We start from the raw sequence: 16522 nt of genomic DNA, 5'->3' as shown, positions 1-16522 counted from the left end.
TCTATCTTAGAATTGTGACTGGTCATAATGGGCACATTACCTCGCACACTTATTAAGTGGGAGATCCTGTCCGGATATTTATGGGGCCATTACACAATAAAAATCAGGTTGTCGTCACGACCAAGACATTCTTTGTCGACAAGTATTTCCGCACGGGCTGGGGCGCAACGCGTTCGTCGGTCAGCGGACTTTGTCTTATCGGGAGCCTTGGATCAATTCGACAATGGTAGTATATGCCTCCTGTACTGCCGCGATCATCACAGGGCACAGTGCTTGGGAAATAGGCCGCCGTTTTAAAACCGACAGATGCCAAACGCAGTATTCTCAGCAGATGATAACGCCGACAATGTGCGATCCCGTTACCGCCTTCGAGGCGGACGATGCATGGTGGCGGCATTGCCGCTTTCCGCAAGCCTGCATGGCCCATTGGACACTGTTTCAATTGCTCTACTCGCGCCCCTCAATCAGGTGGGCGGTCGCAGCACCACCGGAGACGGAGTTGCAACTGCACCGGTCTCCGGTTCGTTTCCCTTGGCTTTGTCTTCCATCACGATCTTATGACCACGTGCGTCGCTTGTGCCGCCAGATACGCCGACCTACCTTGTCGGTGGCATTGCCCTGTCGCCGTTTAGGTGTAGCCTTCTGAACAATTCCAACCCTTCGGCGGAGATTCGAGATGCAGCTTGGTATGATTGGACTGGGGCGTATGGGCAGCAACATGGCGCAGCGCCTGATGAAGCATGGTCACGACTGTGTCGTTTACGACACGCGCGCCGAGAGCATGGTGGAGTTGCAGAGCCTCGGCGCCAAGGGCAGCACGTCGCTGCAGGAGTTTGTCTCTACGCTGACAAAGCCGCGCGCTGTCTGGCTGATGCTGCCGGCCGCAGTCGTCGACAAGGTTCTGGCACAATTGGTTCCGCTGCTCGACAAGGACGATATCGTCATCGATGGCGGCAATTCTTACTATCACGATGACATCCGCCGCAGCGGCGAGCTAAAATCCAGCGGCATCCACTATGTCGATGTCGGCACGAGCGGCGGTATATTTGGCTTTGAGCGCGGCTATTGCCTGATGATAGGCGGCGAAAAGGATATCGTTCAACACCTCTCCCCGATCTTTGCCGCCCTTGCTCCTGGCAAAGGCAATGTACCCGAAACACCGAGCCGTCTGGAGAACCCGGTCGCCGGCAGCACGGCCGATCAGGGTTACTTGCATTGCGGGCCGCATGGTGCCGGACATTTCGTCAAGATGGTCCATAATGGCATCGAATACGGATTGATGGCTGCCTATGCGGAAGGCCTCAACATTCTGCGCAATGCGGATATCGGCCTGCGCTCGCATGAGGTCGATGCCGAAACAACGCCGTTGCAGAACCCCGAGCATTACCAGTACGAGTTCAATCTGCCCGACATTGCCGAAGTATGGCGTCGCGGCAGCGTTGTCAGTTCCTGGCTTCTCGACCTCACAGCCGATGCCTTGCACGGCGATCCGGCGCTCGCGAGCTATGAGGGGCGCGTCTCGGATTCGGGCGAAGGCCGCTGGACCGTCATGGCCGCGATCGACGAGGCCATACCGACGCCCGTTCTCAGCGCTGCCTTGCAGGAACGCTTCTCTTCGCGCGGCAATGCCGACTTCGCCAACAAGATCCTGTCCGCCATGCGACGTGAATTTGGCGGACACGTGGAAAAACAGGCGCCGAAACCGGCTGGGTAATCCCGCCCGCCGGACGCCTGTGCATACAGGAGTACAAAGTCATGGATATGAAAATGCTGAAATCGACCCTTCCGATATTGGCTCTGGCCGCTGGCGTGGCGATGGCGCTGCCGCTGGAGGCCAGCGCCCAAAGCATGATGAAGAAGGGTCAGTCAACCATGACGACGAAGGCTTCCAACAGGGCCAATGTCCGTGGGACAATCGAGAGCTTCAACGACACATCCATCGTCGTGAAAACGCGCGAGGGACCGGACGCAACGGTCACCTTGAGTGATGGCTGGGTTGTCGGCGGTGTCGCCAAAGCTTCGCTGGATGACATCAAGAAGGGCGATTTCGTCGGGATAACCAACGTGCCTAAAAGCGAAGGGGGCAACAGCGCGCTTGAGGTGGTGATCTTTCCGGCCGCGCTCAAGGGCACAGGCGAAGGCGACCGTCCATGGGATCTGAAGCCGAATAGCAGCATGACAAACGCCACGGTCGCCGATGCGGTCAAGGACGTCGATGGCCGCACCCTCACAGTCACTTATCGTGGCGGCGAAAAGAAGATTGCTGTTCCTGACGGCACGCCGATCGTTACCCTTGCACAGGCCACAAAGGACGATCTGAAGCCAGGCGCTACCGTCTTCGTCGCCGCCGAGAAGGGCAGCGATGGTACCCTCACCTCGAAGCGCGTCGTCGTCGGTACGAACGGCGTCGTTCCACCCATGTAACCAGAAGAAAATATCCCGGAAACAGCACGGCTTCCGGGATATGCACTCAATGGTGAGCGCCAATTTCGCTGTCGAGATGCGCCATTTGCACTTCGGCATAGCGCGTCCCGGCGGCGGCGCCTTTGGGCACTGCATTCTCGATAGCGCTCAGGTCTTCGCTTGTAAGCTTGATGTCGAGTGCGCCCAGCGCTTCGCTCAACCGGTCGCGGCGTCGCGCACCAATCACCGGTATGATGTCCTCGCCCTTCGCCGCGACCCAGGCAATGGCGATCTGCGCCACCGTCACGCCCTTGCTGGCCGCAATCCTCTGCAGCGCCTCGACCAACGCGAGGTTCTTGTCGACATTGTCGCCTTGAAACCGCGGGCTGTGCGTGCGGTAATCTTTTGGATCCGTGTTACCCTTTTTCCAATGCCCGCTGATGAGACCACGTGAAAGCACGCCGTAGGCGGTGATACCGATCCCGAGCTCGCGGCAGGTCTCAAGAATACCATCTTCGATGCCGCGCGAAATCAGCGAATACTCGATCTGCAGGTCGACGATTGGGTGGACGGCTGCGGCCTTCCGGATGGTGGCCGAACCGACCTCGGACAGGCCGATATGCTTGACATATCCAGCCTTGACCATGTCGGCGATCGCACCAACCGTATCTTCGATCGGCACATTGGGATCGAGTCTCGCCGGCCGATATATGTCGATATAGTCGACACCCAGGCGCTGCAGTGAATAGGCGAGGAAATTCTTGGTCGCTTGCGGCCTGGCATCAAAGCCGGACCAACCGCCCGCGGGATCGCGAAGTCCGCCATATTTGACGCTGATCACCACGTCTTCACGCTTCTTGCCCTTCAAGGCCTCCGCAATCAGTAGCTCATTGTGGCCTTGGCCGTAGAAATCCCCCGTATCGAGAAGATTGATCCCTGCATCAAGCGAAGCGTGGATTGTCGCGATACTCTCGGCGCGATCGGAGGGTCCATAAATACCCGACATGCCCATGCAGCCGAGACCGATTTCGGAAACGCTCGGTCCGGTTTTTCCAAGTTGACGATATTGCATATTCTAACTCCGATTTTTCAACGTCCCGATCAATATAAAACAACTATGTTTGTGCGATAATCCCGTCTATTGTGTATGGGTTGTTCGGAAAAATGCACAATGATTGAGCCTGACCTATCCGACCTTAGTGCTTTGGTAGCTGTCGCGCGCACGCGCAGTTTCCGCGCGGCGGCGGCGATTCGCGGTGTGTCGGCGTCGTCCTTGAGTGAAGCCATCCGCCGGCTGGAAGCGCGTGTCGGCGTACGATTGCTCAACCGCACGACCCGCAGCATCACGCCCACAGAGGCCGGGACGCAGTTGCTCGAACGCCTTGACCCGGCGCTCGGCGAAATTGCCGGAGCGCTCGATGCTCTCAACAGCTTTCGCGACAGCCCTACCGGCACGCTCAAGCTCAATGTGCCGGTCATCGTGGCACAAAAGATCCTGCCGCCTATCGTCAACCGGTTCCTTGCAGCATATCCCGGAATCACGCTGGAGATTTCAGCGATAGACACCTTCATCGATGTGTTGGCAGCAGGCTTCGATGCCGGGATCCGCTACGACGAAAGCATCGAGCGCGATATGATCGCAATCCCGATAGGCCCCCGCACCCAGCGCTTCATGGTCGCGGCAGCACCATCGTACCTCACAAAAAGCGGCAGGCTCGAGCATCCACACGATCTCATCCATCACGCTTGCATACGTCACCGATTTGCCAGCGGCGTGGTTCCAAACTGGGAATTCGAGCGAAACGGCAAGCTGTTAAAAATCGCGCCCAAAGGTCCGCTTATTGCCTCGACTGCGGACATCGGGATTGGCGCTGCCATTGCCGGTATCGGGCTGATCTATACGTTTGAGGAATACTTGAGCCCGGCCATCGCCAGCGGCCAGCTTGTCCCTGTGCTTGACCCCTGGTGGCAGAGTTTTACAGGCCCGCGCCTCTACTATCCGAGCCGCAGGCATATGCCTGCGCCGCTCCGAGCTTTTGTGGATTTCATCAAGAATACGGAACATCCCCAAGTTCAAGCCTAGATCTCTTGCATCCACCGGGCGACTATGCCATGACGCGCGCTCCCCATTCGAGGCGGTGCTTTGCGCTGCACTTCATAGATTTTCGGCCTCTCACTTTCCGGTACACAAGGAGCGCTGCCATGGCTCAGGCGCTGGGTTTCGACTTTGGCACCACAAATACGGTTATGGCCTTGGCCGATGGATCGTCGACCCGCTCACTGGCCTTCACCAGTGCGGTCGGCACCGCCGACGGCATGCGAACCGCCTTGTCGTTCATGAAAGATCCCCTCGCAGGCGCATCCGCTTTGAAAGTCGAGGCCGGACATGCTGCCATCCGGCAGTTTATCGACCATCCCGGCGAATGCCGTTTCCTGCAATCCATCAAGACTTTTGCCGCAAGTGCGCTGTTCCAGGGCACTTTGATCTTCGCCAAGCGCCAGACTTTCGAAGACCTGATGGAAATATTTCTGCGGCGCCTCAAGGTCTATGCAGACGACAGCTGGCCTTCGGATATCACGCGTGTGGTCACCGGACGCCCCGTACATTTCGCCGGTGCAAATCCAGATCCGGCGCTGGCGACCGAGCGCTACAACGAAGCATTGACGCGCTTTGGATTTCCGGAAATCCACTTCGTCTATGAGCCGGTCGCGGCAGCATTCTACTTCGCCCAAAACCTCAAAGCCGACGCGACAGTACTGGTTGCAGATTTCGGTGGCGGCACGACCGACTATTCAATCATTCGCTTCGAAACATCCGCTGGCAAGCTCAGCGCGACGCCGATTGGCCATTCTGGCGTTGGCGTTGCCGGAGATCATTTCGATTACCGCATGATCGATCAGATCGTCGCGCCACAGATCGGCAAAGGCAGCTTGTTTCGAAGCTTCGACAAGACGCTCGAAGTCCCCGCCTCGTGGTATGCCAATTTCGGGCGCTGGAACCAGCTTTCGATCTTCAAGACCTCGCGCGAGTTTGCCGCTTTGAAAAAACTCGTCCGTGACAGCCTTGAGCCGGACAAGCTGGAGATTTTTGTTGATCTGGTCGACCACGACGAAGGGTATCCGCTCTATCAGGCCGTGTCTGCCACCAAGATAGCGCTTTCATCGGCAGACGAAGCGGCGTTCGACTTTGCACCGCTAGGGCGCGGCGGCCACAAGACTATCCGCCGTTCCGACTTCGAAGGCTGGATTGCCAGCGATCTGGCACGTATCGAAGGCGCGCTTGATGATGTGCTCGAAAAGACGAAGACCTCTCCTGCCCATATCGACAAGATATTCCTGACCGGAGGTACATCCTTCGTTCCGGCAGTCCGTCGCATTTTTACCGAGCGGTTCGACCGTGATCGAATCGAGAGCGGCGGCGAACTTCTGTCGATCGCTCACGGCCTTGCGCTGATCGGCGAGCGCGACGACATCAAGCAGTGGACCGCTTAGTCTCAAATTCTTGAGGGATGACAATACGGTCGCAAGGGTCTATCGAACAGTTTCAAGAATGCGTTTGGAAACGGGACTATGAAAGAAGCGATTACGCTCAAGCAACTGACGGCAGCCATCGGAACTGAAATTGGCTGTTCGGAATGGCGCGTCGTCAGCCAGGACATGATCAACCTGTTCGCTGACGCAACCGATGATCATCAGTTCATTCATACCGATCCGGAGCGCGCCGCGGAAACGCCCTTTGGCGGCACCATCGCCCATGGTTTTCTGACGATCTCGCTGCTGTCGACATTGGCCTATGAGGCGCTCCCGATGATTGAAGGTGCGACCATGGGCATCAACTACGGTTTCGACAAAGTGCGCTTCATGGCGCCGGTAAAATCCGGCAAGCGCGTACGTGCCCGCTTCAAGCTCGTGGATGCCGATATCCGCCCTTCGGGCCGTGTTCTCAACAATTATGAAGTGACGCTTGAGATCGAAAACTCCCTCAAGCCCGCGCTCGTCGCCAATTGGCTGACTATCGCGGTTCTGGAACATCCGCCGGAAATGGACTGAACAGGTTCAGGTAAGGCCGCCGGCTGCATCAAGCGGCGCACCACTTTCCCGATAGGTCGTCACAAGGTCCCTGAATTCGAACGGGCCCTGCACGAACATCCCCATATCGTAAGGATTGCGGATTTGTGCGCCCTTCAGAAACAACAAGTGCATCTTGAAGAAATTGGCCTTCGCACGAGCATAGCGTGTAGCACTGTGAATATTCTTGAAACGGACTTGGCGGATGATCGGCTGGTCGAGCGGGGTTATTCCAAGGGCAGCTGCGGGATCCGACTTATAGAAATGAATGATATCGGTGATGGTCTGAAACTCGGCCCAAAGCACCGGCGTTTCCTGAAAGACGACCCTTGCATCTTCGCGCAAGCTCGTCGCCCGCGGGTGAAAGGCGATCATCAGCAGGCATGAGCCTGCGGCCAGCAGCGACACGGGCTTTTGTTTTAGAAGTTGCGGGTTGCTGCGCCAGACATCGGCTATGGCCTCCATGGCAGGAACCGTCCCAAGGCTATGCGCAACGATCACAACCTCATCGGCATCACTCGTTTGCAATTTACGCACGAGATGCTCCGCAAACTCGCGTCTGCGTTGCAACAGTCTCGGATTGCGGTGGTGAATACGGTCGGATGCGGCGGTCCAATCATCTAGCAAATAGGAGAAGAACACCTTGTCGCCTGGCCAACGGACCAGCAGCCGGCCGAAGAGCAATGCCAGTGGTGTTGTCCAGATCAGATGTAGTGCGTTGAACCCGCCCACCAGTGGCAACAGGCCAAGGCAGATTATCACCAGCGTGACGAAGCAGGCGAAGGCAAACGGCCAAAGAAAGAAGATGCAAAACCGCCAACTCGTCCAAAGATAGCGAAAGAACGTACCACTCAAGATGATATCGAGGAATGCCATGAGCCCCGTGGCAAAACGCGTCGCCACGTTTCTCGCAGCGTAGGTGTCGAAAATATCGGCGCTGCCATATTGGCAGAATTCCGTTTCGGTCTGCCAATTTGCGCCAGTGGTTTCGATATGCATCGAAGCGATGTTTGGCCCCTCGGCCAGCATCGGTCCGGTCTTCGTCTCCGTGTGCCAGAGCCGGCTGAAATCAGCAGAGCTGTTCAAATATCGGCCGCGCACCTTGTCAGGATGCAACCCTTCATAACCGGTAAAATTGATAACCAGACGCTTTCTAACAGCCATCACGATTCTCTATGCGAAGAGACCGCGTAAGACTGCAGCCACCGGGCATCTCATTGGGGCGAACGGCGCGCAATTGTGGTGGGCCGTCCAAAGTTGAGCGCCACTAGCATATAATCGCTACGGTTTGTACTGCCCTGCCCAGTTATCTTCTGCCAAGATAGTGTTGTCCGGATGGCAATGCTGCTGTGCGTGGTTCGACAAGCTCACCATGAGGGAGGTGGGTTGATTGCAGGGAGCCAGAAACAGCAACGTTGATGCCTGTCGCGACGTGGCCGGTTATCGTGCAGCCCACCCAATTCCCTCATGGTGAGCTTGTCGAACCACGCACAGCAGCATTGCCATCCGGTAAATCAGCAGCCTTGCAGGCACCCCGATCAAACCTTCAGACAAAAATAATCGTGGCTACTTATCCAACACCTTCAAACCTGAGCTATCCTATGCCCGTCCTTTCCATGGGGAGCTGCTTCCGGAGCCGTTCGAAAGTGGGGAAGGACGGCGTGTCAGCAGGCGGGCAACGGACCCAAGCGCTGGCCGACCTGTTCGTCTTCGGAGGTCAATCTGCGCATTTTAGGCAGATATTGCCTCTGTTGTTGACGCCAACGCCAATCGTGCGGACACTGCACCGACGGCGACGATGGGTCCGGACTAGGTGTTCATCCACTCGCCCCGCGGAACAAGCAGAAGCTGGCCGGCAGGGGGAAAACGTTAGCGGGCGGTCTTCGGATCGCACTACTTATCTACCAAGACGCGCTTCGACGACCGCCCGTCTTCCCACAATGCAAAGCAATGGCCAGACGCAAAAGCGGGCGTGGCAAGGGGAAAGCACACCCGGTTCTTTGACAAAATCAGAAATGCGCTAGATGGCAACGTCTCGTGCGGATTCCTGCAGAAATGCATAGGCGTAATTCGAGAAAGACCGCCAGCACTCGACGCGGAAAGCGTCCTCGCCTGTCCGCCACAAGACGATCTCGATCTTGCCGAGTACTGTCCGCGACGCAGCCCCTACGGGGAAAGCCTTCAGCGACAAGTCCTGCGGGCAACCTCCATTGACCACAGCAGCGGCGCCCTTGCCAGCCACGATGATCCCGACATTGCGATGTGAAATGTCGACCGCCGAATGCAGGACTTTCACCTTGGCAAGATCGGCAATAACACCACTATCGGCATCGTCGATGATCAGCCATTCGTCCGGGCCAAGCCAGAGTGCTGCCCGCCCGCCATTGGACGCGGAAGTCTTCGGCTTCATGGGCAATGTTATACCCAGCGCCTTGGACAGCGCGCTAACCGTATTATCCTTGGCGCGAAGCGAAACACGGGTCGCGTTGTCCGCCAAGGTGACCGAGACGGAAGCGACATCCAGCTGGCCCGCCTGCAGCGGATGACGTCGTGTTGCCTGGACGATCTCAACCATTCAAGCGCTCCCCCTTCTCATCGAAAAATACGGTGCTGGTGACTTCAACTTCGATCACGCCATTCGGCATTGGTACGTAGAGGGTTTCGCCAAGTCGCTTTGATCCGTCGATCACCAGCGCCAAAGCAATGGAGCGGCCGCAATTTTCCGACCAATAGGACGACGTCACATGACCGATCATGGTCATTGGTACCGGCTGGTTCGGGTTAGCGACAATTTGCGCGCCCTCTTCCAAAACCGTCGTCGGATCAACCGTTTTCAGACCGACAAGCTGTTTGCGGCCGTTGGCCACCAGGTCTCGCCGCAAAAGGCCGCGAATGCCCACATAGTCCGTCTTGTTCTTGCCGATGGCCCAGGTCAGCCCGGCATCCTGCGGTGTGACGGTTCCGTCCGTATCCTGGCCAACGATGATATAGCCCTTCTCGGCCCGCAGGATATGCATCGCTTCGGTGCCATAGGGCGTCAGGCCCAAAGGCTTGCCGCGTTCGTAGACGGCCTCCCAGACGGCCCGGCCATAGTCGGACGGCACGTTGATTTCATAACCCGTCTCGCCAGTAAACGACATGCGGAACAGTCGTGTCGGCACACCGCAGATGGTGCCCTCGCGCACACTCATGTGCGGCATGGCCTCGTTGGACATATCGATACCTTCGACCAGCGGTGCTATGATCTCGCGGGCCTTCGGGCCTTGCACGGCAATCACGGCCCATTGCTCGGTCGTCGAAGTCAGCCAGACATCAAGATGCGGAAATTCGGTCTGGAGATAGTCTTCCATATGATGCATGACGCGCGGCGCACCGCCCGTTGTCGTTGTCACATGAAAACGGTCTTCGGCCAGCCGCCCGACAACGCCGTCATCGTAGATGAAGCCATCCTCACGCAGCATGATGCCATAGCGCAGGCGCCCGACACCGAGCTTTTCCCAAGGATTGGTATAAAGCAGCTCCAGGAACTTCGCAGAATCCGGCCCGACCACTTCGATCTTGCCGAGCGTTGATGCATCGAAGATGCCAGCCTGATTACGCACGGCAACACATTCGCGATTGACCGCAGTGTGCATGTCTTCGCCCGCCTGCGGGTAGTACCAGGCACGCTTCCATTGACCGACGTCCTCGAAAGCAGCACCCTGCGTCTGGTGCCAGCCGTGAATAGGCGTGCGGCGTGTCGGATCGAACAGATCATGACGGGCGTGATTGACAATCGCGCCAAAGGTAACCGGCGTGAACGGAGCGCGGAACGTCGTCAAACCCACCGCCGGGATCGGCCGGTTCAGGGCCTCGGCGGCGATCGCGAGGCCATGCAGGTTCGAAGTTTTGCCCTGATCGGTCGCCATGCCATTGGTGGTAAAGCGCTTGACATGCTCGATCGAGTGCATGCCCTCACGTACTGCAAGCCGCACATCCTTGGCCGTAACGTCGTTCTGGAAGTCGACGAAAGCCTTGACGGTTGTGTCGGCTCCGGCGCCAGGCGCCGAGCCGATCATGCCGCCGATCCAATTGGTGCCGCCGGTTGCGACGATAGCCTTGCCCTTGCCTCCGCCCGCTGCGAAAGCCTCGTCCAACGTTGCCTGCAAACCGTCGGTTCCATTGCAGGCTCCTATCGAAACGCATTCCTGCGCGTAGGTGCCCGGCAGGAAGCGCTCGTTTGCCGCATCCCAGGCGACCTTGCCGCGAGACTGCGAAAACAGATGCACCGACGGCGTCCAGCCGCCGGACATGATCAACGCATCGACGGCGACCTTGCGTTCGCTACCGCCCCTCGTCGGCTGGATCGAAATGGACGACACCCGCCGCTTGCCACCGGCACTGAAAACGGCGTGGCCCGTCAGGACTTCGATATCGAGCGAGCGGGCAGCATCCACGACGGCCGGCGTTGGATTGTCGCGCGTATCCACGATAACGGGCACGTCGATACCGGCCCGCTTGAGGTCGATCGCCGCCGCATAGGCCGAGTCGTTGGAGGTGTAGACACCGACCTTCCGGCCGATGGCAACGCCATATTGATTGAGGAATATTCGCGCTGCCGAAGCGAGCATGACACCCGGCCGATCATTGTTGGCAAAGACCATTTGACGCTCGATGGCGCCAGTGGCCAGCACGACCTTTGTTGCCCGAATCTGCCATAGCCGCTCACGCGGCATATCGGACACTGGATTGCTCAAATGGTCGCTGATGCGCTCTACCAGACCGACAAAATTCTGGGCATAGTAGCCAAAAGCTGTCGTACGGGTCAGGACGGTGACATTGTCCATCGCGCGCAACTTCTCGATGGCTGCAACGGCCCATTCAAAACCCGGTAGACCGTCGATGATGACATCGCTTTCATAACGCAGTGCACCGCCTGGCTCGGCTTGCTCGTCGCAGATTATCACGCTTGCTCCGGTCGACGCTGCGCTGAGCGCTGCAGTCAGGCCAGCGGCACCCGCTCCGACGACCAGCAAGTCGCAATGCGCAAACCGGTTGGAGTAGCGGTCTGTGTCCGGCTCGTCCGGAACCACGCCAAGCCCCGCAGCCGCGCGAATCTTCGGCTCGTAAATCGTTTTCCAGGCAAACTTCGGCCACATGAAAGTCTTGTAGTAAAAGCCTGCGGGCAACATCGGCGAGAACACATCGTTGATCGCGCCGACATCGAAGGTCAGCGACGGCCAGCGATTCTGTGATTTGACCTTGAGACCGTCGTAAATCTCCTGCACCGTCGCACGCACGTTCGGCTGCTTGCGCGACTTGTCGCGTTCGATATCCACCAGCGCATTCGGCTCTTCGCTGCCGGCAGAAAGAATGCCGCGCGGCCTGTGATATTTAAACGAGCGGCCGACCAGATGAATACCGTTGGCGAGCAGTGCGGAGGCAAGTGTGTCACCTTCGAGGCCGGTCAGGCTCTGCCCGTCGAATGTAAAGCGAACGGTCTTCGCCGGGGTCAAACGGCCTGCGCCCGGGATACGGTTGCTGCCGGAATGGGTAGAGGTGCTCATTGGCTTATACCTGCACTTTCTTGGCGCGGGGGCGTTTCGTTACGGGGGGTTCGGTTTCGGCAGCCGCCGGTGACAGCAGCTTACTCACATCAGGACGTGGCTCACCGGCCTTGTAGACCGTCAGGAATTTGTCCGAGACAGAATCGCGCACCGCATTGAAGAATCGGCCGCAGCCATGAATATGACGCCAGCGCTCGAATTGCAGCCCCTTAGGATTCTGGCGAAAATAGAGAAAACCGGCAAAATCGTCGTCCGACTGCTCGATGATCGGATTAGCGCGCACGAGATGCGCTTCCCCGGCATTGCGGAATTCGAGTTCCGGGCGCTCTTCTTCGCAATAAGGGCATTTGATGAGAAGCATGGTTCTATCTCGTTTCTTGAAAATCAGTGCGCAACGGCAGCGGCGGCGGCCTCGTCGATCAGGCGGCCGGTGGTAAACCGCTCAATCGTGAACGGCGCGTTGATGCGGTGCGGCTCATCGCGAGCGATCGTATGGGCAAACACGTTGCCCGAGCCCGGCGTCGCCTTGAAACCTCCGGTGCCCCAGCCGCAATTCACATAGAGCCCGGACACAGGGGTCTTGGCCAGGATCGGCGAGCGATCCGGCGTCACATCGACAATGCCGCCCCAGGAGCGCAGCATCTTCAATCGTGTCAGAACCGGGAACATCTCGCAGATCGCATCGAGCGTGTGGTTGATGATGTGGAGGCCGCCGGTCTGCGAATAGGACGTGTATTGGTCGGTTCCTGCGCCGATGACCATCTCACCCTTGTCTGACTGCGAAATATACGCGTGAACCGTGTTAGACATGATCACGCAGGGGATAAGTGGCTTGACCGGCTCGGATACCAGCGCCTGCAACGGATAGCTCTCAAGCGGCATGCGCACACCGGCCATGTTCATAATGACTGAGGTATGACCAGCTGCCACAACGCCGACTTTCTTGGCATTGATCGGACCGCGATTGGTATCGACCCCCACAACTGCTCCATTTGGCGCACGGCGAATTCCGGTCACTTCGCAATTCTGGATAATGTGAACACCGCGATCGGCTGCTGCACGGGCGTAACCCCAGGCAACGGCATCGTGCCGGGCGGTGCCACCACGCCGTTGCAGCGCTGCGCCGATTATCGGATATCGGGCATCCGCTGAAAGATTGATCGGCGGGCAGAACTCTTTGACCTGTTCCGGCGTCAGCCATTCATTGTCGATGCCGTTGAGCCGGTTGGCGTGGATATGGCGTTTGAACACCTGCACGTCGTGGATGTTGTGCGCCAGCATCATTACACCGCGCGCCGAATACATCACATTGTAATTGAGGTCCTGGCTGAGACCTTCCCAAAGCTTTACAGCGTGCTCGTAGATACCGGCGGATTCGTCATAGAGATAGTTGGACCGGATAATTGTCGTATTGCGGCCGGTGTTACCACCGCCAAGCCATCCCTTTTCAAGAACGGCGACATTGGCAATGCCGTGCTCCTTGGCAAGATAGTATGCGGTGGCAAGCCCATGCCCGCCTGCGCCAACAATGATGACGTCATATTCCGGCTTGGGTTCGGGCGAACTCCATTGCTGATCCCAGCCTTTATGGGCACGCATGGCCTCGCGGGCCAAGGCAAACACCGAATATTTCCGCATCATTCATTCCCAGCAACTTGGCCCAGCAATTGAGCCATCGCACAGCGATTGTTCGAACCAGTTCACTTGCATGGCCTGTTCAAAAATCGACATCGATTTTGAGAGCGAGGGCCATGCTTTTATGCATCAGTATCGTATCCGCTTAAAGCGCTTTTGCCATTTTGCGACGGAGATTGGCGCTGCATGCCGGTTAATCTAAAATTACGAGGGACTGCGACATTTCTAGCCGAATATCCGTCATTGCCCGCAACAGAACCATGGACATACCTCGAACTTTCTGATAATGGCCACGCTAGTTTGCGATGGATGACCGTCGCGAAGTCTGGTTTGTTGTCCCATAATCAAGGATTGGGGATTTAAGTCAGGCTCAACGAAATTCTAAGAGATACAGGATAAAACGTGCAGGTACTCGTACGCGAAAATAATGTTGATCAGGCTCTCCGCGTTCTCAAGAAGAAGATGCAGCGCGAAGGCATGTTCCGCGAAATGAAGATGCATGATCATTACGAAAAGCCTTCGATCAAGCGCGCCCGCCAGAAGGCAGAAGCAATCAGCCGCGCCCGCAAGCTTGCTCGCAAGCAGGCCCAGCGCGAAGGCCTTCTTCCAATGCCTGTGAAAAAGACACCGGTTCGCGCTTCAGCGGCTCGTTGATCTTCGATTTATCGACGCCTTGACCCGATTACGGGGTGGAGTGGCTTGCGTCACACCGCCCTTTTTCGTTTGGTGCCATCGGAACAATAAAGCCTCTACGGCTTTTCATTGAACGGGACACATAAGACATGACACATCCGGTTGAACTGGCCTCACATCGCGCAATCTGGGCGGCCCCTAAAACAGTGCGTGTCACGGGACTCGTCATTGCCTCTGTACTCGCGCTCGCGATTGCCGGATGCCAGAGCACCTCGACCACCGACATGACTGGTATCGACAAGGCACAGGGTTCCACCGAGAATATCAGCTCGCTCAACGACGTTATCCGCAACAATCCAAAAGATCCGGAATCCTATAATGTCCGCGGATCGGCCTATGGTCGTGCCGGCAAGAACAGCGACGCGATCAAGGATTTCAATACGGCGCTGCAGCTCAACCCGAATTTTTATCAAGCCTACGCCAATCGCGCGCTCGTCTATCGCAACATGGGCAACACGGCACAGGCAGCGGCGGACTACAGCAAGGCAATCCAGATCAATCCTCAATATGATGCGGCCTATATTGGCCGGGGCAACCTTTATCGCCAGCAAGGACAACTGGATCAGGCCCTGAATGATTTCAACCAAGCCATCCAGTTGAGCACGACGGACGCACGCGCCTATCACAACCGCGGCCTGATCTATCAGGCGCGCAACCAGCAGAAGCAGGCGATCGAGGATTTCTCGACGGCAATCTCACTGCAGCCGGATGCAGCGGAGCCGTATAACGGTCGCGGAATCTCCTACGTCGCGCTTGGCGACGATGACAACGCCTTCGATGATTTTAATACCGCAATCAAACTTGATGGTGACATCGCAGAGGGCTGGGCCAATCAGGCGCTGATCTATGAACATCGCGGCGACAAAGCCCGCGCTGCGAAATCCTACGCTAGGGCCGTGCAATTGGATCCCAATTACAAGCCCGCACGCGACGGTCTGGCTCGCACACGCAAGACTTCTTGATGCACGCCAAGGGCAAACGCTTTGTCGTTGTCCTGGCTCATCCGCTTAAGAATAGTCTTTGTGCGCATCTTTCATCTCTCACTGCTTCTTTGATTACTGACGCAGGACACGATCTACGGATCGTCGATTTGTATGAGCGCGATTTCGATCCTCGCCTCACGTCAAGCGAACGGCGGAGTTATTATGCCGAGCATGATGCGAGTGCAGTTGCCGAGGACACCGAGGCGCTTCGTACCGCCGATGTGCTTGTCCTCATCTTCCCTACATGGTGGTTCGGACTTCCCGCTATTCTAAAGGGCTGGATCGATCGGGTATTCGTGCCCGGCGTTGCCTATGATCACACGCCTGATTTTGGCCGCATGATCCCGAAGCTTACACAGCTGCAGTCCTGCTTTGCAATCACAACTCTTGGCTCGCCCTGGTGGATCGACTGGTTCATCATGTTCCGCCCCGTTCGGAGAATCCTGTCCCGCGCCATCATTGGTACATGTGCTCCGAAGGCCCGTTTTTCGATGGTGTCGCTTTACAATGCAGAGAAGATTGCCGCCGGTAAACTGGCTACCTTCGAGAGGCTGCTTACACAGAAACTGCAAATACTGATCTGATCAAAACAAAAGGCCCGCCAAGTCTGACGGGCCTTTTGTTAACTCGAATGATCCGCTGTCAGTGGTCGAGTGCCTTGACGATATTCTCGACCATTTTCTTGGCGTCGGCGAAGAGCATCATGGTGTTGTCGCGGAAGAACAGTTCGTTCTCGACGCCGGCATAACCCGAGCCCATGCCGCGCTTGATGAAGAGCACGGTGCCGGCCTTGTCGACGTCGAGGATCGGCATGCCGAAGATCGGCGATTTCGGATCGGTCTTGGCGGCCGGGTTGGTCACGTCATTGGCACCGATGACGAAGGCGACGTCGGCCTGGGCGAATTCCGAGTTGATGTCCTCAAGCTCGAACACTTCGTCGTAGGGCACGTTGGCTTCGGCTAGGAGCACGTTCATGTGCCCCGGCATGCGGCCGGCGACGGGATGAATGGCGTATTTGATCTCGACGCCCTCGGCTTTGAGCTTGTCGGCCATCTCGCGCAAGGCATGCTGGGCCTGCGCCACCGCCATGCCGTAGCCCGGCACGATGATGACCTTGGAGGCGTTCTTCATGATGAAGGCGGCATCGTCGGCCGAGCCCTGCTTGACCGGGCGCTGTTCGACCTCGCCGGACGC

General features: G+C 57.4%; 15 protein-coding genes. 8 read left to right on the top strand and 7 right to left on the bottom strand.

Annotated elements, in window-relative coordinates:
• Window positions 1-676: 676 nt before the first annotated feature.
• Both gnd and FHS21_RS29685 read left to right on the top strand, forming a co-directional pair.
• The gene (gnd, locus tag FHS21_RS29690) at window positions 677-1714 is read left to right on the top strand and encodes a phosphogluconate dehydrogenase (NAD(+)-dependent, decarboxylating) (RefSeq protein WP_112531700.1); all 1038 of its coding nucleotides are present in this window, start codon (window positions 677-679) and stop codon (window positions 1712-1714) included.
• 41 nt (window positions 1715-1755) lie between these two features.
• Window positions 1756-2424 carry a hypothetical protein gene (locus tag FHS21_RS29685; protein ID WP_376772245.1) on the top strand — a complete coding sequence of 223 codons (669 nt, stop codon included), beginning with the start codon at window positions 1756-1758 and terminating at the stop codon, window positions 2422-2424.
• Between the two features lie 46 nt (window positions 2425-2470).
• Here FHS21_RS29685 and FHS21_RS29680 read toward each other — a convergent pair whose 3' ends face one another.
• Entirely contained in the window at window positions 2471-3475 is a 1005-nt protein-coding gene (locus tag FHS21_RS29680) for an aldo/keto reductase (protein ID WP_183665678.1), read from the bottom strand.
• A gap of 99 nt (window positions 3476-3574) precedes the next feature.
• Between FHS21_RS29680 and FHS21_RS29675 the strand changes: the two genes are divergently transcribed.
• The 3 genes from FHS21_RS29675 (at window position 3575) to FHS21_RS29665 (ending at window position 6453) form a co-directional block, all read left to right on the top strand.
• The gene (locus tag FHS21_RS29675) at window positions 3575-4486 is read left to right on the top strand and encodes a LysR family transcriptional regulator (RefSeq protein ID WP_183665676.1); all 912 of its coding nucleotides are present in this window, start codon (window positions 3575-3577) and stop codon (window positions 4484-4486) included.
• A 119-nt stretch (window positions 4487-4605) separates the two neighbouring features.
• Window positions 4606-5895, top strand: a complete 1290-nt coding sequence (locus tag FHS21_RS29670) for an Hsp70 family protein (RefSeq protein ID WP_183665674.1) — start codon at window positions 4606-4608, stop codon at window positions 5893-5895.
• Window positions 5896-5973: 78 nt separating this feature from the next.
• The gene (locus tag FHS21_RS29665; RefSeq protein ID WP_112531704.1) at window positions 5974-6453 is read left to right on the top strand and encodes a MaoC family dehydratase; all 480 of its coding nucleotides are present in this window, start codon (window positions 5974-5976) and stop codon (window positions 6451-6453) included.
• Between the two features lie 6 nt (window positions 6454-6459).
• Here the strand turns inward: FHS21_RS29665 and FHS21_RS29660 are convergent, their stop codons facing one another.
• The 5 genes from FHS21_RS29660 to FHS21_RS29640 all read right to left on the bottom strand — a co-directional run bounded on the left by FHS21_RS29660 (window position 6460) and on the right by FHS21_RS29640 (window position 13655).
• Window positions 6460-7635, bottom strand: a complete 1176-nt coding sequence (locus FHS21_RS29660) for an alpha/beta hydrolase (protein ID WP_112531705.1) — start codon at window positions 7633-7635, stop codon at window positions 6460-6462.
• An 856-nt stretch (window positions 7636-8491) separates the two neighbouring features.
• Window positions 8492-9046, bottom strand: coding sequence for a sarcosine oxidase subunit gamma (locus tag FHS21_RS29655; RefSeq protein WP_112532318.1), 555 nt, complete (start codon window positions 9044-9046; stop codon window positions 8492-8494).
• A complete protein-coding gene (locus tag FHS21_RS29650; RefSeq protein ID WP_112532317.1) occupies window positions 9039-12017 on the bottom strand; it encodes a sarcosine oxidase subunit alpha in 2979 nt (992 codons plus the stop codon). Before FHS21_RS29650 ends, FHS21_RS29655 begins: the two co-directional genes overlap by 8 nt.
• Window positions 12018-12021: 4 nt before the next feature.
• The gene (locus FHS21_RS29645; RefSeq protein ID WP_183665672.1) at window positions 12022-12378 is read right to left on the bottom strand and encodes a sarcosine oxidase subunit delta; all 357 of its coding nucleotides are present in this window, start codon (window positions 12376-12378) and stop codon (window positions 12022-12024) included.
• Window positions 12379-12401: 23 nt separating this feature from the next.
• Window positions 12402-13655 (bottom strand): sarcosine oxidase subunit beta, encoded by a 1254-nt coding sequence (locus FHS21_RS29640; protein WP_183665682.1) that lies wholly within the window; start codon window positions 13653-13655, stop codon window positions 12402-12404.
• A 399-nt stretch (window positions 13656-14054) separates the two neighbouring features.
• Here FHS21_RS29640 and rpsU point away from each other — a divergent pair, with 399 nt between their 5' ends.
• The 3 genes from rpsU to FHS21_RS29625 all read left to right on the top strand — a co-directional run bounded on the left by rpsU (window position 14055) and on the right by FHS21_RS29625 (window position 15912).
• Window positions 14055-14306: a 30S ribosomal protein S21 gene (gene rpsU / locus FHS21_RS29635; protein WP_112532314.1), complete on the top strand. Its 252-nt coding sequence runs from the start codon at window positions 14055-14057 to the stop codon at window positions 14304-14306.
• A gap of 128 nt (window positions 14307-14434) precedes the next feature.
• Window positions 14435-15307, top strand: a complete 873-nt coding sequence (locus FHS21_RS29630) for a tetratricopeptide repeat protein (protein ID WP_112532313.1) — start codon at window positions 14435-14437, stop codon at window positions 15305-15307.
• Complete coding sequence (locus tag FHS21_RS29625; protein ID WP_183665680.1) at window positions 15307-15912, top strand: NAD(P)H-dependent oxidoreductase; 606 nt, start codon at window positions 15307-15309, stop codon at window positions 15910-15912. The genes FHS21_RS29630 and FHS21_RS29625 overlap by 1 nt, the downstream gene beginning before the upstream one ends.
• A 58-nt stretch (window positions 15913-15970) precedes the next feature.
• Here FHS21_RS29625 and FHS21_RS29620 read toward each other — a convergent pair.
• Window positions 15971-16522, bottom strand: a 552-nt coding sequence (locus tag FHS21_RS29620) for an NAD(P)(+) transhydrogenase (Re/Si-specific) subunit beta (RefSeq protein ID WP_183661962.1), incomplete at its 5' end; no start/stop codon positions are given.

This window comes from Phyllobacterium trifolii (genome assembly GCF_014192095.1).
Lineage (GTDB): Bacteria > Pseudomonadota > Alphaproteobacteria > Rhizobiales > Rhizobiaceae > Phyllobacterium > Phyllobacterium trifolii.
This window is presented reverse-complemented; position numbering and strand designations above follow the sequence as displayed.